At 30.2% G+C, this 25,420-nt stretch carries 23 protein-coding genes and 1 tRNA gene; 11 read left to right on the top strand and 13 right to left on the bottom strand.

Annotated elements, in window-relative coordinates; all coding sequences use genetic code 11:
- Positions 1–118 precede the first annotated feature (118 nt).
- The 4 genes from CRN98_RS12550 to purR form a co-directional block, all read right to left on the bottom strand.
- Positions 119–1,078, bottom strand: coding sequence for a ribose-phosphate diphosphokinase (locus tag CRN98_RS12550; RefSeq protein WP_097027770.1), 960 nt, complete (start codon positions 1,076–1,078; stop codon positions 119–121).
- Positions 1,079–1,097: 19 nt separating this feature from the next.
- On the bottom strand, positions 1,098–2,468 hold the full coding sequence (gene glmU, locus CRN98_RS12545; protein ID WP_097027769.1) for a bifunctional UDP-N-acetylglucosamine diphosphorylase/glucosamine-1-phosphate N-acetyltransferase GlmU: 1,371 nt from the start codon (positions 2,466–2,468) through the stop codon (positions 1,098–1,100).
- 154 nt (positions 2,469–2,622) lie between these two features.
- Positions 2,623–2,907: a septation regulator SpoVG gene (gene spoVG / locus CRN98_RS12540; RefSeq protein WP_035306851.1), complete on the bottom strand. Its 285-nt coding sequence runs from the start codon at positions 2,905–2,907 to the stop codon at positions 2,623–2,625.
- A gap of 97 nt (positions 2,908–3,004) precedes the next feature.
- Positions 3,005–3,823, bottom strand: coding sequence for a pur operon repressor (gene purR, locus CRN98_RS12535; RefSeq protein WP_097027768.1), 819 nt, complete (start codon positions 3,821–3,823; stop codon positions 3,005–3,007).
- Positions 3,824–4,007: 184 nt separating this feature from the next.
- Here purR and murC point away from each other — a divergent pair, with 184 nt between their 5' ends.
- The 7 genes from murC to CRN98_RS12500 all read left to right on the top strand — a co-directional run bounded on the left by murC (position 4,008) and on the right by CRN98_RS12500 (position 9,952).
- The gene (gene murC, locus CRN98_RS12530) at positions 4,008–5,384 is read left to right on the top strand and encodes a UDP-N-acetylmuramate--L-alanine ligase (RefSeq protein WP_097027767.1); all 1,377 of its coding nucleotides are present in this window, start codon (positions 4,008–4,010) and stop codon (positions 5,382–5,384) included.
- 72 nt (positions 5,385–5,456) lie between these two features.
- Positions 5,457–5,768, top strand: a complete 312-nt coding sequence (locus tag CRN98_RS12525) for a hypothetical protein (protein ID WP_097027766.1) — start codon at positions 5,457–5,459, stop codon at positions 5,766–5,768.
- A gap of 100 nt (positions 5,769–5,868) precedes the next feature.
- Positions 5,869–5,944, top strand: a tRNA-Pro gene (locus tag CRN98_RS12520).
- Positions 5,945–6,098: 154 nt separating this feature from the next.
- Positions 6,099–7,442, top strand: a complete 1,344-nt coding sequence (locus CRN98_RS12515) for a [Fe-Fe] hydrogenase large subunit C-terminal domain-containing protein (RefSeq protein ID WP_097027765.1) — start codon at positions 6,099–6,101, stop codon at positions 7,440–7,442.
- Positions 7,443–7,511: 69 nt separating this feature from the next.
- On the top strand, positions 7,512–8,165 hold the full coding sequence (locus CRN98_RS12510; protein ID WP_097027764.1) for an HAD family hydrolase: 654 nt from the start codon (positions 7,512–7,514) through the stop codon (positions 8,163–8,165).
- An 88-nt stretch (positions 8,166–8,253) separates the two neighbouring features.
- On the top strand, positions 8,254–8,697 hold the full coding sequence (locus CRN98_RS12505; protein ID WP_097027763.1) for a hypothetical protein: 444 nt from the start codon (positions 8,254–8,256) through the stop codon (positions 8,695–8,697).
- A 79-nt stretch (positions 8,698–8,776) separates the two neighbouring features.
- The gene (locus CRN98_RS12500; protein WP_097027762.1) at positions 8,777–9,952 is read left to right on the top strand and encodes a class I SAM-dependent rRNA methyltransferase; all 1,176 of its coding nucleotides are present in this window, start codon (positions 8,777–8,779) and stop codon (positions 9,950–9,952) included.
- Positions 9,953–9,954: 2 nt separating this feature from the next.
- On the opposite strand, the gene CRN98_RS12495 is transcribed toward CRN98_RS12500, so the two are convergent.
- The 4 genes from CRN98_RS12495 to CRN98_RS12480 all read right to left on the bottom strand — a co-directional run bounded on the left by CRN98_RS12495 (position 9,955) and on the right by CRN98_RS12480 (position 14,066).
- On the bottom strand, positions 9,955–10,662 hold the full coding sequence (locus CRN98_RS12495; protein ID WP_097027761.1) for a 2-phosphosulfolactate phosphatase family protein: 708 nt from the start codon (positions 10,660–10,662) through the stop codon (positions 9,955–9,957).
- 81 nt (positions 10,663–10,743) lie between these two features.
- Positions 10,744–11,853 (bottom strand): ABC transporter ATP-binding protein, encoded by a 1,110-nt coding sequence (locus CRN98_RS12490; RefSeq protein ID WP_097027760.1) that lies wholly within the window; start codon positions 11,851–11,853, stop codon positions 10,744–10,746.
- An 80-nt stretch (positions 11,854–11,933) separates the two neighbouring features.
- Positions 11,934–12,872 carry a tRNA modification radical SAM protein MnmL/YtqA gene (gene mnmL / locus CRN98_RS12485; protein WP_097027759.1) on the bottom strand — a complete coding sequence of 313 codons (939 nt, stop codon included), beginning with the start codon at positions 12,870–12,872 and terminating at the stop codon, positions 11,934–11,936.
- Between the two features lie 78 nt (positions 12,873–12,950).
- Positions 12,951–14,066 (bottom strand): hypothetical protein, encoded by a 1,116-nt coding sequence (locus CRN98_RS12480; protein ID WP_097027758.1) that lies wholly within the window; start codon positions 14,064–14,066, stop codon positions 12,951–12,953.
- A 123-nt stretch (positions 14,067–14,189) separates the two neighbouring features.
- On the opposite strand from CRN98_RS12480, the gene CRN98_RS12475 reads away from it, so the two are divergent.
- Positions 14,190–15,242 (top strand): YkvI family membrane protein, encoded by a 1,053-nt coding sequence (locus tag CRN98_RS12475; RefSeq protein WP_097027757.1) that lies wholly within the window; start codon positions 14,190–14,192, stop codon positions 15,240–15,242.
- A 61-nt stretch (positions 15,243–15,303) separates the two neighbouring features.
- Positions 15,304–16,200, top strand: coding sequence for a radical SAM protein (locus CRN98_RS12470; RefSeq protein ID WP_097027756.1), 897 nt, complete (start codon positions 15,304–15,306; stop codon positions 16,198–16,200).
- Between the two features lie 20 nt (positions 16,201–16,220).
- Here CRN98_RS12470 and CRN98_RS12465 read toward each other — a convergent pair whose 3' ends face one another.
- Both CRN98_RS12465 and CRN98_RS12460 read right to left on the bottom strand, forming a co-directional pair.
- A complete protein-coding gene (locus CRN98_RS12465; protein WP_097027755.1) occupies positions 16,221–16,874 on the bottom strand; it encodes a phosphatase PAP2 family protein in 654 nt (217 codons plus the stop codon).
- Positions 16,875–16,936: 62 nt separating this feature from the next.
- On the bottom strand, positions 16,937–18,736 hold the full coding sequence (locus tag CRN98_RS12460) for a heme NO-binding domain-containing protein (protein WP_097027754.1): 1,800 nt from the start codon (positions 18,734–18,736) through the stop codon (positions 16,937–16,939).
- A gap of 170 nt (positions 18,737–18,906) precedes the next feature.
- Between CRN98_RS12460 and CRN98_RS12455 the strand changes: the two genes are divergently transcribed.
- Complete coding sequence (locus CRN98_RS12455; protein ID WP_097027753.1) at positions 18,907–20,673, top strand: SpoIID/LytB domain-containing protein; 1,767 nt, start codon at positions 18,907–18,909, stop codon at positions 20,671–20,673.
- Between the two features lie 31 nt (positions 20,674–20,704).
- Here CRN98_RS12455 and CRN98_RS12450 read toward each other — a convergent pair whose 3' ends face one another.
- The 3 genes from CRN98_RS12450 to CRN98_RS12440 form a co-directional block, all read right to left on the bottom strand.
- On the bottom strand, positions 20,705–22,051 hold the full coding sequence (locus tag CRN98_RS12450; RefSeq protein WP_097027752.1) for a peptidoglycan-binding domain-containing protein: 1,347 nt from the start codon (positions 22,049–22,051) through the stop codon (positions 20,705–20,707).
- 80 nt (positions 22,052–22,131) lie between these two features.
- Complete coding sequence (locus tag CRN98_RS12445) at positions 22,132–22,800, bottom strand: helix-turn-helix domain-containing protein (protein ID WP_097027751.1); 669 nt, start codon at positions 22,798–22,800, stop codon at positions 22,132–22,134.
- Positions 22,801–22,823: 23 nt separating this feature from the next.
- Entirely contained in the window at positions 22,824–23,201 is a 378-nt protein-coding gene (locus CRN98_RS12440) for a DUF3783 domain-containing protein (protein ID WP_242960938.1), read from the bottom strand.
- Between the two features lie 223 nt (positions 23,202–23,424).
- Between CRN98_RS12440 and CRN98_RS12435 the strand changes: the two genes are divergently transcribed.
- Entirely contained in the window at positions 23,425–25,323 is a 1,899-nt protein-coding gene (locus CRN98_RS12435) for a type I glutamate--ammonia ligase (RefSeq protein WP_097027750.1), read from the top strand.
- Positions 25,324–25,420: the final 97 nt, after the last annotated feature.

Here is a 25,420-nt window from a genome sequence, read left to right as displayed (position 1 = left end):
ATAGTATATACTTAAATTGTTACAAAATCTTTACTAAAATTTATATTTTTGAACAAATTATAATAAGGCATATATTACGATTGCTCGCAATATATGCCTTTTATAATCATTAAAATTATTATTCTTCGAATAATTTACTTACTGATATTTCTTCATATATTCTTCTTATAGCTTCTGCAAATACAGGTGCCACAGATAAAAGCTTAAATTTATCACTCTTCTTGCTTTCAGGAAGAGCTATAGTATTTAACATTATAAATTCCTTTATAACAGATTCATTTATTCTTTCTATAGCAGGACCTGATAATACAGAATGAGTACAACAAGCATATACTTCCTTAGCTCCCATTTTTAACAATGCACTAGCTCCATTAGTAATAGTTCCTGCTGTATCTATCATATCATCGACTAATATACAAGTTTTATCCTTTATATCTCCGATTATATGCATGATTTCTGATACATTTGGCTTTGGTCTTCTCTTATCTATTATTGCAATTGGAGCATGAATTCTGTCAGCAAACTTTCTTGCTCTAGTAACACTACCTAAATCTGGAGAAACCACTACAACATCATCTCTTTGATCAAATCCATTTTGAGCAAAGTACTTTCCAAGTATAGGAACTCCTAGTAAATGATCTACTGGTATATCAAAATATCCTTGAATTTGAGCTGCATGCAAGTCCATAGTTAAAACTCTATCTGCTCCTGCTGCAGTTAAAAGATCTGCAACAAGCTTAGATGTAATTGGATCTCTAGCCTTTGCTTTTCTATCTTGTCTTGCATATCCATAGTAAGGAATAACTGCTGTTATTCTTCCTGCTGACGCTCTCTTAAATGCATCTATCATGATTAAAAGTTCCATTAAGTTATCATTTACTGGATCATTAGTAGATTGAATTATAAATGCATCTATACCTCTAACTGTTTCATTAATATCTACACATATTTCCCCATCACTAAATTTACTTACACTTGCATCTCCTAGCGGAACTCCTAAAATTTCAGCTATATCTTTAGCAAGTTGTGGATGTGAATTACCGCTAAAAATCTTAATACTTTTTCCGTGGCTTATCATTGGAAAGACCTCCTTAGAATTATTTATTAAATCCTTTTTTAATTACCCATTGTTCCTTATTTACTTGTTTTGCTCTAGCAATAGCTAATGCATCTTCTGGCACATTTTCAGTAATTGTTGAACCTGCAGCTATGTATGAATTATTTTTTACTTCTACAGGAGCTACTAAGTTAGTATTACATCCTATGAATACATTATTTCCTATAATAGTCTTATATTTCTTACGACCATCATAATTCACTACAACTGTACCACATCCAAAATTACACTTACTGCCTACTTCTGCATCCCCTATATATGTTAAGTGTGAAACTTTAGTATTATCTCCAATAGTAGATTTCTTTATTTCTACGAAATCTCCTATTCTTGCAGACTTTCCTATTTTACTTTCTGGTCTTATATATGCAAAAGGACCTACTGTAGTATTCTCTCCTATACTACTTTCCAGTATAACCGAATTTTGTATAGTTACTTTATTGCCAATAATACTACTTTCAATTCTAGAATTAGGGTATAAAATACATCCTTCTCCTATGATAGTATCTCCTTGAATTACATTTCCCGGGTAAATAATTGTGTCGTTTCCAATTATTACTCCAGGTTCAATATATGTGTTATTTGGATCTATTAAAGTAACGCCATTTTCCATATGCTTATTATTTGTTCGTCTTTTCATAATACTTTCTACTTCAGATAATTGAACTCTAGAATTTACGCCCATAGTTTCTTCGAATTCTACTGGTAATGCACCAACCTTAAATCCATTATTTTTTAATATTTCAATTACATCAGTTAAGTAGTATTCTCCTTGAGAATTATTATTTGACAATAATTCTAAACTCCCCAGAAGTTCATGTATATCAAAGCAATACATACCTGCATTTATTTCATTTACTTTTAATTCTTCTTTATTACAATCTTTATGTTCTACTATTTTTCCTACTTCCTCATTCTTTTCCCTTATTATTCTTCCATATCCTGTTGGATCATCAACAATAGAAGTAAGTATAGTTGCTTTATATTGATTTTTTTCATGGAAGGAAATTAGATCTTTTATTGTATTAGATGTAATAAGTGGGGCATCTCCTGTAAATATGGCTACAGTACCTTCCTTACCCTTTAAAAAGTCCTTTGAGCATTTTACTGCGTGACCTGTTCCCAGTTGCTTATCTTGAAATGAATATGAAACTTTTCTAGATGAAGTTCCGTTTTTTACCTCATCTGCTCCTTTTCCAACGATTACATTTATGTCATCTACTTCTGCCTCTTTTAAGGTATCTATTACATGATTAACCATTTCTTTTCCGCATACCTTGTGAACCACCTTTGGTAGGCTTGACTTCATTCTTTTTCCTTCACCAGCAGCTAATATTATAGCACAATTATACATTTTACCACCTCTTATAGGCACATTTTTACATTATTATATATAATAATATAACTTCTTACCTATTATTATATTTTATATGCATATTAATTGCAACATTACCGGATATATTCAGAAAATTGGACAAAATAAAAAGGAGTAATATTACTCCTCCTTTTTACTCTTCTGTAACGTCAGTAACTGCTTCATCCTTTACCTTTTCGTACTCATCTAGAATAGATTTTTGTATTTTTTCTCTTGTCTGAGTATTTATTGGATGAGCTATGTCTTTAAATTCTCCATCTGGAGTTTTTCTACTTGGCATAGCAATAAATAGTCCATTTTGTCCTTCTATAACTTTGATATCATGTACAACAAATTCATTATCAAAAGTTACGGACACAATGGCTTTCATTTTACCTTCAGCGGCAATCTTTCTAACTCTTACATCTGTAATTTGCATAAAAATCCACCTCCACGATGCTTATGATAATAATATTCTCTACGTTTTGCATTTTTCCTTCTTACTTTCAAAAAAAATATATAATTTTTAGAATATTTTACATTTTTATTTTCTTAGATACATTTAAAATAGCATTATCTTCTCCATCTAATCCTTCAAACTCAATAATAGATACGTAATTATCTACTAACTTTTTATCCATTTCTATATTATCTATAAGTACACCAATCCCTACTAAATTACTTTCAAACTCCTTTAGTAAGTTCATTATTCCAAGGGCAGTTCCACCAGCTTTCATAAAATCATCAATGAAAATACAATTACTTCCCTTATTAATAGTCCTTTTAGATAAAGTCATGTTTTGTATTCTATTAGTAGAACCTGATACATAATTTATACTCACCGTTGGTCCCTCTGTTACTTTATTTTCCCTTCGCACAACTACTAATTGAACTCCAAGCATTTTAGCTACTTCATAAGCTAACGGAATACCTTTAGTTTCTACGGTTACTACATAATTTACGTCCTTATTATTAAATGAAGAGGCTAATATTTTTCCAGCTTTACTAATTATATCTGGACTAAACATTAAATCTGTAACATATAGAAAATTCCCTGGTATTATTCTTTCTCTATCTTTTAAAATCATACATAATTCTTCAGCAAATTTTATGCTTTCTTCCTCAGAAACTCCTCCTATGTATCTTACTCCCCCAGCTGCTCCTGGTATAGTTTCTATTTTACCTAAAGAAAGTTTTAATAAAATTTCCTTTATTGCAATTAAATCTTCACTTACTGTAGATTTTGCAGCATTAAACATTTCAGTAAATCTATTCAAATTTATTATCTTATTGGGATTTTCTATAAGTATCTTAGTAATAGCAGAAATTCTTTGATTTCGTGTAAATTTATCCATATATATCACCTAACTATATTAATTACGATTATTCATTATTAAATATTTCCTATTATTCATATTCTATTCTAAAAACAGAATATAATCAATGATATAGTAAAAATAAATAATATTTTAAGTGTTTTTTAATGTTTTTTTGTATATAATTATTAAATGGAATGAAATTTACGAGGAGTTGAGCAAATTGCTACTTGATTTAGTAAAATATAAAGACAAACCTATACACTTTATAGGTATAGGCGGAATAAGTATGAGCGGTCTCGCTGAGATACTTTTAGAAAAAGGTTATGTTGTATCAGGATCAGATATGAATAAATCTAATATAACTGACAAACTTCAATCTATGGGTGCAAAAATTTATATAGGCCATGAGTCAAAAAATGTTGAACACGCAAGTTTGGTAGTATATACTGCTGCGATTTCTGAAGATAATCCAGAGCTTATAAAAACAAAAGAACTTAATATACCTTTAATGGATCGAGCAGAGTTTCTAGGAAAACTTATGAAAGGTCATAAGTACAATATAGCCATATCTGGAACTCATGGTAAAACCACAACTACATCCATGATAACTCATATATGCCTAAAAGCTGATTTAGATCCTACTATCTTAGTTGGCGGAGATTTAGATATTATAAATGGGAATGTAAGAACAGGAAAAAGTGAATATTTTATAACGGAAGCTTGCGAGTATAAAGCTTCATTTTTAAAGTTTTATCCTTATATAGGTACAATCTTAAATATCGATGCAGATCACTTAGATTACTATAAAGATATACAGGATATACAAGATACATTTGTAAAGTTTGCAAAGCTTATACCTAAAGAAGGTTACTTAGTTGCTTATGCTGAAGACCCTCATATGGAGCCAGTATTAAAAGCTTGTACCTCCAACATATTAACTTACGGAATAGATAAGGGCGATATTACTGCTAAAAATATAACTTATAATGAAAAAGCTTGCGCATCCTTTGATGTATTTGAAAATAGCAACAAATTATTCTCAGCAAACTTAAATGTGCCTGGTACACACAATCTTTTAAATTCCCTATCAAGTATATGCATAGCACTTATACTTGATATATCTTACGAAAATATAAAACTTGGAATTGAAAGTTTTGGTGGTACTCATAGAAGATTTGAACTTAAAGGCATTAAAGATGGAATTACAATTGTAGATGATTATGCACATCATCCTACAGAAATCAAAGCTACACTAAAAGCTGCTAAGAATTATCCACATAATAAGGTTGTATGTATTTTTCAACCTCATACTTATTCAAGAACCATAACCTTATTTAATGAATTCACTGAATGTTTTTATGATGCAGATGAAATAATCCTGGCAGACATTTATGCTGCAAGAGAAAAGGATACTGGAATAGTAAATTCTACAATGCTTGGTGATGCATTAAGATTAAAAAATTTAAACTGCAAAAACTTTCATAGTTTTGAAGAAATACTAAATTACTTAAATGGTTCTTTAAAAGAAGGAGATTTGGTTTTAACAGTTGGAGCAGGAGATGTATATAAAATCGGAGAAGATTTTTTAAATAAATAATTAAAAAATAAAAAGTGTAAAACACCTCTAAGCTGGTAACAATAAATATAACAGTATTAGGAGGTGTTTTTCGTGAGAAATTTTTTAATTTCTACTGCTGTAAACATAGTATTAATATTTATATCTTACTTTTTATTTAAAAAACTAATAAGTGGACCTACTCGTCATAAAATATATGAAAAAATCTTTAGTTCCTTTGCTAAATTTGTAATATCCATTTTCGTAATAACTGTAGCAATAACAGTTGTTACTGCATTAGTACTTTATAAAACAAGATTTATTGCTTATGTAAATGTTATAGCACCTGCCTTAGTATCTATATTAGTTGGATTTGTCATGTCACTAGTTCCTACTCGAGGTGCAGGTGATAAAGAGAAAAAGTAATCTTATTATTTAAAAAGAAAGTTGGTTTCACATCAACTTTCTTTTTATAAAAATTTTTCTTGAATTTTTTTTTATTTTCTTTTATAATATATTTGATTATCGGGGTGTAGCGCAGATGGGAGCGCGCGTGGTTTGGGACCATGAGGTCGCAGGTTCAATCCCTGTCACCCCGACCAGTGGACTACCAAAAGGTAGTTCTTTTTTATTATGAAAAATAAACGCCTATCTGTGGTCTTATCTAATTAATAAATAAATTTTGGCTAATAAGTAAATAATATTAAATATTATTTACTTATTTTTATATTGCTTTATACAAAGGGGTGTTTATTAATGCATAAGTCATATCAAGAGTTATTTAAGAAGCTAGTGAAGGCTCACTATGAAGGAAATTTAAAAGCTGAAGTTAATAGTTTACTTATTAATCCAGAGATTAATAAGGATAAATTAGGTAGGATTATATCTGCATTGTGCGGTGTAGAAGTAAAATTTGATGATAACTATATGGATAATCTTACAAAGGCTATAGAAAATTATTCTCCTGCTCAAAGAGTGGTATTTAAAATGGAAGACTGCATAGATGATTGTAAAAATCCAGATGATTGTTTATGCCAGCAAGCCTGTCCCTTTGGTGCTATTCTTCCAGATAGCAAAAGTAAAAAAATATACATAAATGATGAACTATGCTTAGATTGTGGTATGTGCATAGACAGTTGCCCTGAAGGAACCATATTAGACAACTCAGAGTTTATACCTTTAATAAGCCTACTTAAGGGTGGCACCCCTGTAATTGTTAGTGTAGCTCCTGCTATTGTAGGACAATTTGGAGAAGGCGTAACAATACATAAACTTAGAACAGCCTTTAAGAAAATGGGCTTTTCAGATATGGTGGAAACTGCTTTTTTCGCAGATATGCTTACATTAAAAGAAGCTGTAGAATATGACCATTTTGTGCAAGATGAAAAAGATTTTATGATTACTTCCTGTTGCTGTCCTATGTGGGTAGGAATGCTTAGAAAAGTCTATGCTGATTTGGTTAAACATGTTTCTCCCTCTGTGTCTCCTATGATTGCATCTGGAAGAGTCTTAAAAGCAATAAATCCAGATTGTAAAGTAGTATTTGTAGGACCTTGCATAGCTAAAAAATCAGAAGCACGTGAGAAGGATATAGAAGGTGCTATTGACTTTGTGCTTACCTTTGCAGAGATAAAGGATATATTTGATGCATTAGGCATAGATCCTGATGAATTAGAAGAAGATGAATCCTTTGAATATGCTTCTCGTGGAGGCAGATTATACGCACGTACAGGTGGGGTATCTTTAGCTGTAGGCGAGGCTATAGAAAGGCTATTTCCAGAAAAATATAAATATTTGAAGACTGTTCAAGGCAATGGAGTGCGTGAATGTAAGGACTTACTTAATAAATTAAAAGCTGGAGAATTTGCAGCTAATTTTATTGAAGGAATGGGTTGTATCGGAGGATGTGTTGGAGGCCCTAAAGCACTGCTTCCTCATGAAGAAGGTAGAAAACTTGTAAATAGTTTTGCAGATAAATCAAAAATTAAAGTAGCTGTAGACAGTGAGTGTATGGGTAAAATACTTCAAAAAATAAATATAAGCTCAATAGAGGATTTTAAAGATACCGTCAAAATAAGAATATTTGAACGTGAATTTTAAATGATATATTTCATTACTTCATGCTATAATAGGATTACTATAAAAACTATTGTAGAAAGGATGAAGTAAATGTTTAAGGATATCAAGGCTGCTATATTTGATATGGATGGTACTTTGATTGATTCCATGTGGATATGGAATAATATAGATGTAGAATACCTAAAGAAACGTAATATAACCATTCCTTCAGATTTAAAAGAAAATATAGAACATTTAAGTTTTAGTCAAACCGCAAAGTATTTTAAAGACAGGTTTTCTCTTGAATCTTCCATAGAAGAGATAACAAATGAATGGAATGATATGGCCTTAAATCAATATACTAATGATGTAACTCTTAAATCTGGAGCTAAGGAATTTTTAACACTGCTTAAATCTAATAATATTAAAATAGGCCTAGCTACAAGCAATTGTGACATGTTACTACAGGCTGCCTTAAAAAGCACAGGAATATACGATTATTTCGACTGTATTACTACTACGGGTGAAGTTTCAAGAGGTAAAAACTTTCCAGATGTATATCTACTTTGTGCTGAAAGGCTCGGAGTGTCCCCTGAAAACTGCATAGTATTTGAAGATATACTACCTGCAGTAATAGGAGCTAAAGCTGCAGGAATGAAAGTGGTAGCAGTTCATGATTTATATTCTGAACCTCAAAAGGAAGACTTAATGTCTCTAGCAGACTTATATATATATAAATATGATGATTTAACTGAAGCTGTTTAATAAAAACTCGTGCAAAGTCACGAGTTTTTTGTATATAAAAAATTTACATGAATAAGATATAATTATAAATAATTATATGGAGGCCCATATGTTTGCCTTTCTATTTATAATTCTTTTGTGTGTATCACTTTATATTTCATACTACTTTAATAATAAAATTTATGTTCAAAAAAGGCAGCTAATGGTACTTAAAAAACAATATGAGGAATTGAAAGAATCCTATAATACGAAAGATAAAACTTTAAATACTATAGTAATAAAATACAAGACACCTATTTATTCTAAGGTAAAAGTCAATAGCTTTACTTATATTCATCTATCCCCTTTGAATGACTCCCCTGTACTTTTCACTTTAAATCCTGAAACTGTTATAAATGTACTAGATATGGGGGAAATAAACGATACTCTTTGGCTTGAGGTCTTTTTCCCACAAGATGAAAGAATTAACAACAAGGGATGGGTCTTAGAATCTTCCATATGCTGGATTGATGAAAATAACCTAGACATTACAACCGATATGACTACTCTATAGTTTTTATAGGGTAGTTCTATTATTGTACTATTCATTATGGTATACTACAAAAGTATCGAATATCAAGGAGGTTTTTTTAATGGCAAGCAAGTTTTATTTATATAAAGGTCGTGGAAGAAAATCTGAGGCAGGTCATCCTTGGATATATTCTAATGAAATTGAAGGCTATGATGGAGATTACGTAAATGGTGATATTATAGAAGTTTATAATTTTAGAAATGAGTTTATAGGCAAAGGTTATATAAATGATGCATCAAAAATTGCTATACGTATAATGACTAGAGACATCAATGAAGAAATAAATGAGGATTTCTTTAGAAAAAGACTAAAAAATGCATGGGAATATAGAAAAAAGGTAATAGATACCTCAAGTTGCAGATTCGTCTTTGGCGAAGCAGACTTTTTACCAGGACTTATAATAGACAAATATGAAGATTATTATGTGATACAATCACTTGCTTTAGGTATAGATAAATATAAAGATATAATAGTGAACATATTGAAAGAAGAATATGGTGCAAAGGGAATATATGAAAGAAGTGACGTGGCCGTAAGGGAATTAGAGGGAATGGAACAAACAAAGGGATTTCTTACAGAACCTTTTGATACTAATGTAATAATAACAGAAAATGGAGTTAGATATCACGTTGACTTAGAAAATGGTCAAAAAACAGGATTTTTTCTTGATCAAAAGGAAAATAGAAATGCAATACATAAACTTTGCAAAGATGCAGATGTATTAGATTGCTTTACTCATACAGGTTCCTTTGCGCTTAATGCAGGTATTGCTGGAGCTAAGAGCGTACTTGGCTTAGACATATCAGAGCTTGCTATAAAGGATGCCACTAAAAATGCGGAACTTAATGGTCTTTCAGATGTAGTAAAGTTTGAATGTCATAATGCTTTTGACGTTTTACATAAATGGGCAAAGGAAGGAAGAAAATATGATGTAGTTATATTAGATCCCCCTGCCTTTACAAAATCCCGCTCCACTATAGATGGTGCAGTAAGAGGCTATAAAGAAATAAATTTAAGAGGAATAAAAATGGTTAAACCTGGTGGATTCTTTATAACCTGTTCCTGCTCCCATTTTATGAATCCAGAGTTATTTAAGCAAACCATAGCTGATGCTGCAAAGGATGCACGAAGAACTTTACGCCAAGTAGAGTTTAGGACTCAATCTTCTGATCATCCTATATTATGGACTTCTGATGAGTCCTATTACCTTAAATTTTATATATTCCAAGTAGTTTAAAACTAGTCAATAGATATAGTGCCATTAGCATATTCAGGTACTATATCTATTATATCTTTTTTACAACAGTATATTAAATCCTCTTGTAAATTAAGTTCCTTTATTCTCTTGAAGTGACTTGCATTTTCTATGAACTCTAAGTTTGGGTTTTCCTTATATAAATAATGAGCTGTTTTAGCTATATCAGTTAACTCTACATCCACGTACCTAACTAAGCATTCTATTATGTAACCGCTGCACAAAAAATCATCTATGGAAAACTGTCCATAGGTTCCTGCATTTACTATTACAATATCATTATTTAGTTCTATGAGTTTTTTTGCTATAGCCTTAGCATTTATTAGAGCTCCTATTAATATATTTCTTGCTCCCTCACTTCCCTTAATTGCTCTAGTTCCATTACTAGTCGTTATTACAATCACCTTATCTTTGACCATTTCACATGTATATTCTAGTGGAGAATTAGAGCAATCAAATCCTTCTATTTTTAGAGCTTTTCTCTCTCCACCAAGTATATGTGTTTTTCTGGTCTTATTTACTATATTTAGCGCTTCTTCTATAGACACCACCGGAATAACATTCTTGCATCCATTATTCATTGCTGTTACTATAACAGAAGTAGCCCTTAACATATCTATAACTACTACGGATTTATCAATAACCTTTTCTCTTTTTATATCATCTGCCGATATTATTAAATCCACCTTCATCTTAACACCTCCATCTAGACTCTTTCTAAAGTAAAAATACTACATAAAAAACTATTTATATTATGCACCTTTCACTACCTCCTAAAATATAGTCAATTGACTTTCCTTATCAAATAAGTGTATATTTTGAGGCAATATAGCAATGGTCACTTTATCTCCTGATTTTGATTTTGATGAGCCATTTACCCTTGCAGTAAAATTATACTTTAATTTGCTTAAATATAAATAAGTTTCTGCACCCATAAGTTCTGTTACTTCTACATCAGCAGAAAATACTGAATCTGGGTAACTTTTAATTGATTCTTCTTTATCACTTAGGTGCTCTGGCCTTATACCCATAACCACTTCTTTACCTATATATCCTCTGTCTTTTATCACTTCAGTTTTATTCTGCGATAATAGCACTTTATCTTCTCCAAATACTACATATACTTTACCGCCGATTTCCTCTAGATTGGAATCTATAAAATTCATTTGAGGACTTCCTATAAATCCCGCCACAAACATATTTACTGGATGCTCATATATGCTTTGAGGATTATCTACTTGTTGTATTACACCATCTTTCATTACTACTATTCGCGTACCTAACGTCATGGCCTCTGTTTGATCATGAGTTACATATATAAAAGTAGTTTGTAATTTTTTATGCAGCTTTGCTATTTCTGTTCTCATTTGAACTCTAAGCTTTGCATCTAAGTTGGATAAAGGTTCGTCCATTAAAAATACTTTAGGATTTCTAACTATTGCTCTTCCCATGGCAACTCTTTGCCTTTGTCCGCCTGATAATGCCTTAGGCTTTCTATTTAATAGATGTTCAATATCAAGTATTTTTGCTGCTTCTTTAACCTTTTTATCTATTTCAATTTTTGGAACTTTTCTAAGTTTAAGCCCAAATGCCATATTATCATATACAGTCATATGTGGGTAAAGTGCATAATTCTGAAATACCATTGCTATATCTCTATCCTTAGGAGCTGTATCATTTACAAGTTTATCTTCTATATATAATTCTCCATTGCTTATTTCTTCCAGGCCCGCCACCATTCTTAAAGTTGTAGATTTTCCACATCCCGAAGGTCCTACAAATACTATAAATTCCTTATCATTTATATCTAAGTTAAAATCTTTTACTGCTGTAACATTACCTGGGTAAACTTTATACATATGTTTTAATGATAAACTAGACATATAATTCCCTCCTAATAACTTTTAATATATAATATTTTACCACCTAGGCAATATTTACTCAATTTACATAAATTTCAAAACTATCGATAATTTTTTGTATTGTAATAAATTCCTTGGTGTAAGTTCCTTTTCTGAAGGTTTTTATCTATACCATTTAATATCTCCCACTTTTTTAAACTCCACTGTGGACCTATAAGAAGATTTCGGGGCGAATCTCCTGTAAGCCTGTGTATAACAATAGTTTCTGGAAGCATTGCAATTGACTCACAAATTATATCTATATACTCTTCTTGTTCTAAAAATTTTAATCTGCCTTCGTCATATAAGCTTACCATAGGAGTATCCTTCATTAAATGAAGCAGATGAAATTTTATTCCCTGGATATCTTGATGTGATAAATACCTTACAGTTTCAAGCATATCCTCTTTTTCTTCCTCTGGAAGTCCAAATATTACATGTGTTACTACATCTATATCTCTTTTCCTAAGTTCATTTAAAGCTTTTTCAAATACTTCTAGAGAATATCCCCTATTAATTATTCCTGCTGTTTTTTCATGAATTGTTTGTAATCCTAGTTCTATCCATAAATAAGTTTTTTTATTGATTTCACTTAATAAATTTAAAACTTCTTCATCTAAGCAGTCAGGTCTAGTGGCTATAGCAAGCCCTATTACTCCATCTTCCTTTAATGCTTGATTATATTTTTCTCTTAATTCCTCTATAGGAGCATATGTGTTAGTATAAGCCTGAAAATATGCTATATATTTTCCTTCCTTCCATTTATTTTTCATCATTTTTTTTCTATCTTCAAATTGATTGGATATAGAAAATTTTCTATCTCCTGCAAAATCCCCAGAACCTCTTGCACTACAAAACACACATCCTCCACTGCTAATAGTTCCATCTCTATTAGGACATGAAAATCCTGCATCTAAGGATATTTTAAATATTTTATCTCCAAATTTATTTCTAAGAAAATAATTTAAACTATTATATCTTTTGTCTCCAAAATTTTTCATATATACACCTCTTATTTTTTTAAGTAATAAGGTACTCATAAATATTATAATTTATGAGTACCTTTCTTTCAATTAACTCTACATCTTTGAAGGTTTAAATTCTTTTAAATCCAACTGCCATCTTCCTATATATTTTCCTATAGCTTTATCAGAATTTGTACGTGGAATAACCTCGTAATTTAGTACTCCTTCACAAAAACAGGAATATACTATATCAACCTTATCTATTGGATAGTTTTGTTCAAATTCATAAGGTATTAAATCCCCACCTTCGCTTGTATACAATCTTATGCATTTCCCTCCACTCTTTTTTGTATATTGTATAAGTATATATTTTTCATCTGCCGAAAAAGTTAAAAAGTCTATTTTGGCATTTTCTAATATATCAAGAGGCGTAATTTCCTTTCCTATGGGTTTTTCTCTTAAGCCACCTGCACCTGCAGCTGCACCGCCTTGTCCTTGACCTCCTTGACCACCTTGGCCTCCTTGCTCTCCTTTTCCTCCTTGCGTTGGCATACTTTCATCTATTTTTACAAGTCCAGCAAAAGAATATCTATCATTGTATGTAGTTACCGCTATATCATATCCATGAAAGCTAAATGACATGGATCCATAATTATCCTTAGGCACTAGTATCTTGTGAGTTTTTGCTTTGTCATCCTTTGCAAATGCGTAATTTGGTAGCCCCGATGTATCTATAATTAAATTTGATTCTACATTACTTTTACTTTTTAATCTTATTTGACTTTTATCTGCTCTAGCTTCCTTTTCTGAAGTGCTTTGTATGGCATCTATCTTATATTCCTTTTCTTCATGTATTACTTTTATAGAATATTCATCTAAGGATGCATAAGGCTGAGTTTCATTAGATCGAATCACTTTAATTTTAAAAGTTCCTGAATTACCAACCTCATTAACTTCTTCTATATTATATCCTTTTATTTTTAATGGTTGCTTTTCTGTAGTTTTGGTTGTTTTAGATAACTTTTTTGAATAAAACTTGTTTGCTTTTTCATAATCCTCTTGCATCAAATACTTTACGTAGTTTTCCGCAATGCTTTCCGCTGCCTTTATATCAAATTCCTTGACTGGTTCATCACTTTGCTTATTTTTAGAAGACATAAGCCCACAGCCGCATAAAGATATACTAACTAATAAGCTTAAAATCACACTAATACATCTTTTTATCTTCATATGAATTCCTCCTTCCTCTTGCAATATAGTCTTTCACAAAAATAAATTTTTAGTTGAAAAATCATTTTTTTATAAATTATATATATACATATATAGAAAAGTATTTTAATAAAAGGAGAAGATATGATTAAAAAAATGATCACCACCTTACAAATTTCTGCAGTTTTTATAGGCACTATTGTGGGAGCTGGACTCGCTTCTGGTCAAGAAATCAAACAATTTTTCTCAACTTATGGGTATAAAAGCTTTATAGGCATATTTATATGCTGTATGTTATATATATCTACTTACTATATAATAGTGAATTTATCTCAAAAACATAATTTAAAATCTTATAATGATTTGATAATGCTTATAAGTCCAGGTTTGCTTGGAAAAGCTACACATATATTTACTACATTATTTTTGATTAGTAGTGCTTCAATTATTCTTGCAGGAAGCGGCGCTTTAATACATCAGTACTTTAATGTTTCAAAATGGGTTGGACTTATTATCATGGCTTTTCTAGCAGTTATTTTTCTTTTTCGTGACACCAAAGGTCTTATAGAAATAAACTCAATTATAGTTCCTTCATTATTTTTAGTAATAATAACAGTATTTATACTATATCTTTTCTTTTATGACAATATGAATATATCGTATGTAAAGAGCATTAAACCCTATAAATCCCCTTGGGTACTTTCGTGCCTTCTTTATGGCAGCTTTAATATATTATCATCTAGCGGAGTAATGGTACCTTTAAGTAGGGAAATAAACAATTTCAAAATGACTTACACAGGAGTAGTTATAGGTGCTTTAGGACTCACTATACTATCATTTATAATAAATCTTTTATTAATTTTAAATATTCCTTATATATTTAATTACGAAATTCCACTATTATATGTTTCTAATAGATTTGGAGGAGCAATTCAAGTAATGCTTTTAGCTATTATTTGGCTTGAAATGTTTTCTACTGAAGTGTCTGATGTATTTAGCGTAAGCAAGACTTTAGAACAAAAATTTAAAATTCCTTATAAAATCGCATGTTTTCTTATACTAACTTTAGCTATCCTAATTTCTCAAATAGGATTTGTAAATCTTATAACTTTTTTATATCCAGCCTTTGGAGCTGTAGGGCTAATATTTATAGTACAATGCTTTATATTTTATTTTAAAAATAAATGTATGTTTTAAAATAATAATATTTGCTGTATAATTATTATTTGTAATTAAAACAAATGAGGTGTTTGATTTGATGAATATACTTTCTCAGTGTAAGTTATGTCCAAGAAATTGCAATACAAATAGGTTAAATAGTGAAAAAGGATTCTGTAGAGCAACTATAAATCCTAAGGTAGCTCGAGTATCTTTACATCATTTTGAAGAGCCTTGTATTTCTGGGACAAAGGGTTCTGGGACAGTATTTTTTTCAGAGTGTAACTTGTCTTGCGTATTTTGTCAAAATCATTCAATTAGTCAAAAGCATGTAGGAAAAGAAATATCTATAAAAAGACTTAGTGAAATTTTCTTAGAGCAACAAGAAAATGGTGCTCATAATATAAACCTTGTGACTCCTACTCACTATGTTCCACAAATAATAGAAGCCCTTGATATATCTAAAGCTAGTGGCCTTTATATACCTATAATATACAATACTAGCTCCTATGAAAATATAGAAACTATAAAGTCCTTAAAAGGATATATAGATATATTTCTTCCTGATTTAAAGTATTACAATGATAAATTTGCCATAAAGTATTCCAATGCTCCTAATTATTTTAAGCATGCCTCACTTGCTATTGAGGAAATGGTAGCTCAAGTGGGTAACTGTGAGTTTGACGAAAATGGCATAATAAAGAATGGGGTTATAATAAGACATATGATGCTCCCGGGACTATTATTTGACTCAAAGAAAATAATAGATTATATTCATAATAAATTTAAAGATTTAGTGTATGTTAGCATAATGAATCAGTATACTCCTTTAAATAAAGCTAAGGATTATCCTGAAATAAACAAGCCTATAAATCCTAAAATATATGAATCATTTATAGATTATTGCATTTCTATAGGAATTACTCAAGGCTTTATACAAGAAGAAGGTACAGTAAAAGAAAGTTTTGTTCCAAAGTTTGATATGAGAGGTGTCTAAAAACCTGTAGATAATATTATCTACAGGTTTCTTGTATCTCTTATCTGTTTAGTCGTTATAATATTCATTAACTTGAATAATGTACACCCTAAAAATATAGCTCCTATTACATCTACAAAATAGTGTTGCTTTATAAATAAAGTAGACATGATTATTAATGTGGCTAGCACACTACAAGTTATTTTTGTTCCTATCTTTACTTTATAACTTGCATTTACATACATAGCAACTAATAATGAATTTAAAACATGAATACTTGGGAAACAATTGTAAGGATTATCCCTTTGATATATAAATGCTACCAGCTCTGAAAAAACATCTTTTTTTGCTATTATAGGTCTTGCCACATGAGATGGATAGAAATAAAACACTCCATAGCTTATCAACATTCCTATTGCTAAGCTGGTTAAGAGTTTAAAGTAATTATCCTTATCTTTTATACAAAGATATAATAAAAACCACGCTACATAGGCATACCATAACACATATGGTACTACAAAAAAAGCATTAAACGGAATGATGTCATCTATAAATGTATGCATAACAGCTGCCCCTTCACTTGGTCTATTTAAAATAGGATATATCATACTTATAGCTGGAATTACTAAACTAAACGCCGCTCGTTTTGATATTTCCTTCCATTTGCAAAAGAGCACATTATGAAGATGTTCCATAGGAAAGCTGCTGTAAATAAAACTTATTTACTATAAAAGCAGCCTTCACCTCCCATTCATTATTATATTATGTATTTAGAAAGTTCTCCTTTAAAGCTTTCTGTAACTTTCTTGAATTCTTTAATATTATTAATAAGTTTCTTTAATTCATTAGTATAGCTAGAAACATTAGCGCTTACTTCTTCAGATGATGCAGAATTTTCTTGTGCAATAGCTGCTAAGGATTCTATATTTTCAAATACACTTGAAATTAAATTAGCTTCATTATTTAATTCATTAATGGTCTCTATCATAGAAGATGATACAGTTTTAACTGAAGTGGTCGCTTCATAACTTATATCCTTAACATTTTCCAAATTTTTAGTTTCACCTTCTAATATTACATATTGTGTATCTATTTCTTCAGAAAGAATTTTTGTTTGTTCTGCAAAGCTAATTAAATTAATATTAATTTCCCCCACAGCATTTTTAGTTTCTTCTGCAAGCTTTCTTACCTCTTCTGCAACTACTGCAAAGCCTCTTCCTTGCTCTCCTGCCCTTGCTGCCTCTATAGAAGCATTTAAAGCTAATAAATTTGTTTGTTCAGATATTTGAGATACCATAGAAACAATATTTGTTATATCCTTAGCCTTATTTTGAAGCTCTATTCCTTTATCCCTTACTTGTTGAAATTTTTGAAGGTTCAACATAATATTTTGACTACTATTTACTACGTATTCATAGCTAGTGTTAATTTTATTGATTGCTCTTTCAAGCTCTAACTTATTACTATTTTCACTGTTTACTATTTTCTTTAAATTTTGTATATTATCACTTAGCACAGTCACAGCATGCTCAGTATTTTCAGCTTGACTTACAGCACTTTCTGCCACTTGATCTACAACTCCAGATATTTCTTCTGATGTTTGATTCATGAAACTACTAATATTATTTATTCTATCTGCAAATGTATGCATTTCATCTGTAACACCTTTAAATCCTACAAAATCAGCTTTTATATTTCTTTTATATTGTTTTAAAAGTGCAAATATGTCTTCGAAACTATCTCCTGTCACAATGTCTCCGTCTTCTATGTACTTATTACTTACTATCTTTTCAATTTCTTCTTTTATTGCCTTCTTAGGTGCCATTAACATACTAGAAGCTATATACGAAAGCACTCCATTTATAACTGATATAGATAATACTTTTACAATATTGTTTGCTCCAATAAATCCTAATGTGCTTATTAAAGATGTTGCAAATGTAATTATTCCTACTTTTATTCCTATGTCCTTTATAAATCCTAATGACATAATTTTATTAAATCTATAAACCTTTTTGTAATATATATCATTTTCAAAGGTTAATTTAAGTTTTAGAGAATTTTTATCTCTTTCAACTTCCTGTATTTTTATATTTTCTTTAAAAAACCTTATGCTTCCTTCTGTAAGTCCTAAGAAATAATCGAACATTCCCCTATCAGATTTATAGTAAAATATAGCCTCATTGCTTGAAATAGGTTCTATAGTAACCAAAGGTGGTTTTGCCCCTGGGAATTTCTTAGTCATTACCACATGCACATCAAACATTGATTTAAAAAAGGAATATAAATTTTCATGTTCAAAAAATGCTGGAAAATCATTATGAAATGCAGTGATATTATCTATCCCTATACTTTTCCATAATTCTTTTTCACTTATATTATTTTCATCAGCTATATATTCTATTACTTTTTTTACTTGAGAATCCTCTACAGTTTCCACAGGAGAAAATATCTTACTCCTATTCCATCCCACAGTTTCCATTGCCTTATTTACTACTTCATCTTTATAAAGATTTCTACAAGTTTTTAACCATGTAGCAACTATTGTACCTTTCATTAACCTTCCCCCTAATAAATATATTAAAATACTGTTATCCTATTGGATAAAAAATCACTTTTATATAAATTATAACTTATTATTCATGTTTTTACAAAATATAATGGGTTATAATTTATATGATATTATAATAATCATAAATTAAAGAATTTACTTTGAGAGGTGGAAGTTTGTTTAAATCTAAGAATTTACTAATAATCTTTTTAATCATACTCACTTTTATACTGTTCTTCCCAAGAAAGGTTACTCATGCAGTGGTAGCTGGAAAATATAATCAATATACGAAAGTATACATAAATAATAAACTTCATAAAGTAAAGCTACCAAAAACTTTTAATATGGGAACAGTCTTAAGCTATAAATATAACTTTATAGGTATATTTTCACTCAAGGAGGAATTGCCTTTAAAGGAACGTGTAATGAAAAAAAATATTGATAATTATGATCTTGAAAAGAAAGGAACTATGTCCCTTGCATCTAAATCGCAGTATTACTTTTATGATGGCAAGATACTTGTTCCTTCTGATAGCCAAAAAATATTAGTAGGGAAAAATAATTTAAATATGTATCTTGATAATATAAATAAATTAAAAACATTTATAATCACTCCAGAGGATTATACCAATATGAGAATTGCAATATCCACCACTGGGTTTTCATCTATTTATCATTCAACTATTGAGATAGAATGTTTATCTTCTGCTCTACTCTATAGTCTAAGAGAAGATTTAAATTTATATGTTTCGAAAAATAGTAAAATCATTATAACTTCAAAGACAGTTTTATTAAATGATAAAGAAATAAAATTTAAAGAAAGACTTTATATAAAAGGAGAAAACCTAAAAGTTAATTCTATAAAAAGAGGTAGTCCTGATTTTATTCCTTCTTATAGTGGAATTCTTGAAATAACTTCTGAAAAAAATAATAATTTACTTATGATTAATGAAACCTCTTTAGAAGATTATCTAATTAAGGTTGTTCCCTCTGAAATGCCCACTACCGGAGGCTTGGAATCCTTAAAGTGTCAAGCTATCGCTGCAAGAACTTATGCATTATCCGATATGCTACAATGCAGATTTGCAGAACTTGGATTTTATGTAGATGATAGTACTCAAAGTCAAGTTTATAATAATACTCTTACTAACTCTATAGCAACTGAAGCTGTTAATTTAACTAAAGGAATAATTATGACACATAAAGATCAGCCTATAGACGCTAAATACTACTCAACCTCCCCTGGCCTTGGAACCTTATATGATGACGTATGGTTTAAAAAATATGGAACTTCTGAAAGTAAAAATTATTATTTTACAGGATATTATATTAATAATATTAATAAGCTACCGGTGAATGAAGAAGAGTGGTTAAATTTTTTTAAAAGTTCAAAATATGATGCAATAGATTTAGAATCACCTTACTTTAGATGGAATGTAGAAATTAAAAAAACTTCACTTGAAAAATCGCTTATAAAATCACTTAAGTATTTATTTGAAAACAGAAAAGATTATGTAGCTATAAAGCCCAACAATTCATCTAAAGACTTCCCTGAACTTAAAGAATTAAAGGATATTAAAGTAATTAACCGTAGCAAGTATGGAAATATAATAGAAATAAGCTTTATATTCTCTAATGCAACAGTAAATGTACAAAATGACTATAATATTAGAAGTGCTATAAGACTTAATAAAGATTATACAGGTGAAATTATACCTATTATAAGACATAAAGGCGAACCTCTAGTAAATAATAAATTTTTACCATCCTCATTTTTTTCTATTGAGAGAGTTAATGATAATTTTACAATATACGGTGGCGGATATGGTCATGGTGTAGGTATGAGTCAATATGGAGCTATGGCGCTATCCCGAAGTGGGAAAGATTTCAAAGCCATCCTAAATACCTATTATAAAAATATAAATTTAACTAAATTATATTAAAAATCTCCCGGAAAATTTTCCGGGAAATTTTTTAAGCTTCTTCTGGATACATGGCAGTTGGTATAAAATTTCTAGTTCCTGCCCTATATGCTGGCGGTACAAAAATACCATTTTTAAGCTCACTATATTCTATACCCCTTAGTTCTGCTATTTGTGTAACTCCTACATATATATTTGATATACTATACCAAGTAGCATAATCTACTACTCCATTAGGTGGTAAATTAAATATCTGTTGAAATACAGATACAGACCTTGCAGTTTCTGGACCAAATATTCCATCTACTCGTATCTTCGGAATAGCAGGATAATTTTCTGCTATTCTATTTAAATAAGTTTGGATTGTTCTAACATCAGTTCCTCTACTCCCTTGGCGTAGCGGTGTCCCAGGATAAGATTTAGGAATACCTTCTACCTCTTTTGCACGAGTTAAAGATAAGTCACTACCATAAAAATTCGTTAATATTTCATATGGAGTTCTTCCCTGATCACCTAGGAATTTACTACCCCATTGTGTAAGCCATCCTGGACATTGTACATTCACGCCATCACAGTACTGAGCAAGTAGTGGCTGCTTCCTATCGGGTCTTTTCATATAGGTTGCAAACAACTCATCTACAACAACACTTATCGTATCATATATATTTCTACCATAATTAAAGGCATGATCAAAAGCAGTAGAACTTGTAATATCAAAATTTTTTCCCTTGCCTCTATACCATTCTGTGTATATTCTGTTTAATGTAAAAGATATTATACACATAACATTTGCCCTAATTGTATTTTCTGGCCATGTAGAAAATATTTCACAAGATGCCACATTTTTAATGTAGTCCCTATACCTCACATTATAATTAGGTGCCGAATCATCATCAGGTCTTCCAGCATGAACTACTATAAATTCAGGAACTACAGGTTCAGGCAAAACTACAAATCCTGTAGGTGGCGGTGGATCTGGCCTATTGGGATCTTCTGGTATCTTGGGCAAGAAATTTCCAACTAATGTATTTGGCTGAACAGTTATTGTTTGCTCTACCTGTACTTGCCTTGTAGCCTGAGGAATAAGATTACTTTGTTGAAGTGCAACCACATCTGGAAACACTTGACACCCCTCTATGAATTGAGGCACAAATCCATCTGCCTCAATCCTAATATCATATAAACTATATGGAAGGTTATTTGTAGGTGCCTGCGAATATTCTAGTGGAGGAGCTGTAAGCTCTAGTTCTCCTGTAATACCTGAAGAACCACTTCTAAGTACTTTGGGAGCTTCTCTTGTAAGCTGTGAACTACTTGGAAGTATAGTTACTCTTGCATTATCTACAGGTGTAAGTGTATTTCCTCTAAAAACTTGAACTTTTAGCCTACCTATGGCCATAACATTACTCCTATATCATTTATTCATTACTATAAATATGAAATAATGTTTGATTTGTTGCCATTTATTTAATTTTTATTTTAAAGAATTATTTCTAATTTATTTAATTTTGCTATTACCTTTAAGCTTTTCTTTTCTATAGTTTCTGTTCTTACACTTCCTGAATTACTTATAAGCAAAACTTTATTACTATCTAAAGTTTTTATTTGTCTTATCTTTCTTTCGTTTCCATATTCCACAAGACATATGGAATTATTCTGTACTTCATTAGTTAGATTTGCAAATGCTATATCTCCTTTAGCAATTCTAAATCCCATCATTTCATCATCTTGTATTTGTAAAAATAACACCTTATCTTGTGGAAAACCTTCTATTTTATTTTCTATTAGAGGCATTTTCTTATGCCCTAACATTTTGTTTAACTCATATGAATATACTGGTATATTTTTAATAACAGACCCAAAGGCTTCATTCCATACATCATTTATCTTTTCCTTTTTAGGTTGATATTCAAACTTAGTTTGTTTTTCCTCTTTATACACTTCTTCCTCAAAGGACATAGTTATATCATTTAAATCTTTTCCTAAGACCTTACCTATTCTATCTATAAGAGATTGATTTATAACCTTTCTTCCACTTTCAACTTCATTTATAAATCCTTCTGCTACTCCAAGTTTTTTCCCTAACTGTTTTTGTGTTAATCCCTTTGCTATTCTAATCTCTTTTATCTTTTCTCCTATTCTGCTCATAGTATCACCTCGTAAAATTATCCTTATTTATTTTTTTGTTTTTTAAACCATTCTCTTTCTTCAATTAAGTGTTCAAGTAAATTTTCAAAAGTCCATTCTATAGAAGTTGGAGTAATTACTGCTAATATAGGTGAAAAAGAAAATGTTGTTCTTATAAGGTTTATAGTATACTTTAACTCTGCATCAGTAAAGTTACTAAAAAGAATTACCTTTTCTTCTGGTAAATTTGCATTAAACACTTCTAAATTTAAACCACCTAATATGTCTTTAATCGTCATTTTACCCATATCATTTTTAATAATTTTGTGTTTTGGCAAGTTATACTCAGATGCTATTTTTTTAAATGCATTAGTTTCTTGTTCATTTAATCCATATATTAATATCATCTTATCATTTTCCAAAATCAAGCCACTCCCTTCCTTTGTAATAATTATATAATATTAGGTCCTTATTTTCATTATTAATCATTATACATTATTTATTATTTATTAAAAATATATTTCAGAAATTACTGATAAGAATCATTGACAAAAATTATGGCAAGTTGTAAAATCAAGCATATATTTTTTATGTAGCTTATCATATAATGTAATCATAATATCAGTTATTTTAAGGAGGCCAACTATGTTAAAAGATTTGCTGTATTTAATACCACCTACCATGCATTCAGAAGAGAGTTTGCGCTCAATACTAAATTCCCATACTGAAATAAAATTTGTTTCATTTGTAGGAATAGACCTTTCTGGTAATGATACTGATGAAAAGATTCCAGTTTCGCTTTTTTTAGACGACATGTCTACCTTTTTAACAGGTGGAGTGCAAACAGATGGTTCTTCTGTTTTCTTTCCTGGAATAGCAACTTTAAATAATGCAAAAGTTGATATGATTGCAGACCTTGATATTAATTGGTTTGTAGACTATAACTATGAACATATAGATTCTGAAACAAATAATCCTGTTGGTACGCTTAGAATACCTTGCTTTTTATATCATGAAAATAAGCCAATAGACTCAAGACACATTTTAAAAAGTTCAATTGAACACATTAAATCTTCTCTTATGGAATTACTTAAATCTCACCCTTATGTACTTTCCGAATTTAATACTACCTTTGACGATATAGAAGATATAGTAATAACTTCTGCTACAGAACTTGAATTTTGGGTTAAAACCCCTAATGATAAAGCCGAAACAGAAGAACTTTCAACTTCTCAAGTACTTCATGAACAATACTGGACTAGAACTAAGGGTTCTGTAAGAACAGCTTTAGAGCAATCTTTACTGCTTTTAGAATACTATGGACTAGAGCCAGAAATGGGTCATAAAGAAGTTGGTGGAGTAAAAGCTAAATTAGATGATAGCGGTAAGCTAACTCACATAATGGAGCAACTTGAAATAGACTGGAAGTACTCCTCCCCTCTTCAAGCTGCTGATAATGAATTATTGGCTAGAATAGCTGTAAAAGAAACTTTTAGACGCAATGGCTTAGATGTAACATTTCTTGCAAAACCAGTAGATGGAGTTGCAGGTAATGGAAAACATGTTCATGTAGGTATTTCCCTAAAATTAAAGAACGGAAAGAGAGTAAACCTATTTGCTACAGATAAAAACCACTTCTTAAGTAGCATTGGTTACTCATCATTAATGGGAATGCTTAAAAACTATGAAGTAATAAACCCATTTGTTACTTCCACTAATGATTCCTTTAGAAGATTAAAACCTGGCTTTGAAGCTCCTGTTTGTATTGTTACATCTATAGGTCACACAGTAGAAGTTCCTTCTAGAAATCGAACTATACTAATAGGTGTAATAAGAGATTTACAAAATCCTTTAGGTACAAGATTTGAGTTAAGAGCTCCAAACCCTTTTACTAATACTTATATATGTATTTCTACTTTATATCTAGCTATGTTAGATGGAATTAAGTATTCCGTGTTAAACAATAAATCTCAAGATGATTTATTAAAAGAGTTATCTAAAAATCCTGGCGAAGAAGCTGATTACTTAGAAAAAGATAGAGCTTATAGAAGTGAAGAAGATGTCTTTGAAGACTTTACTGAAGAAGAACGTGAAAATTTCTTTGGAAAAGTTCCTGCAACAGTATATGAAAATTTAACAGCATTTGAAAAATATCCTGAAAAGCTAGCTGTTTTAAAAGAAGGAAATATATTAAGTGATAAAGTTGTTAACAGCTTTAAACTATCAACTATAAATAGATGGGTTACAGAAATAACTAATAGACTTATAAATAATTATGCAGAAGAAATAAGAAGTTTTAAGAGACTTCATTCAATGGACACTGCATTGGATTTAGATTTATCTAACTGGATGACTATTAATGAATTAAGACAATATCTAATGAAAGATACTTATACTACTAAGAGCTTATTTACAAGAATCAAAGATGCTGCTGATAAAAAAGATTATGCTCAAGTTTCTGAATTACAACTTGAGTTAGATGAAAAAATTAGTACACTAAGAGGACTATATTCCAATTACAAGAAAAACCTTTTAGATTTTTAATAAACTGCTAAGAAACTTGGTATAAATAATAATTAAGGTAGAAAACCACCTAAGGGTAATTTTCTACCTTAATTATTATCTATAAAAACACTTAACA

This window comes from Clostridium peptidivorans, from assembly GCF_900205925.1.
Taxonomy (GTDB): domain Bacteria; phylum Bacillota; class Clostridia; order Clostridiales; family Clostridiaceae; genus Clostridium_AK; species Clostridium_AK peptidivorans.
The sequence above is the reverse complement of the archived record's forward strand: the minus strand, read 5'-3'. Positions and strand labels throughout refer to the sequence as shown.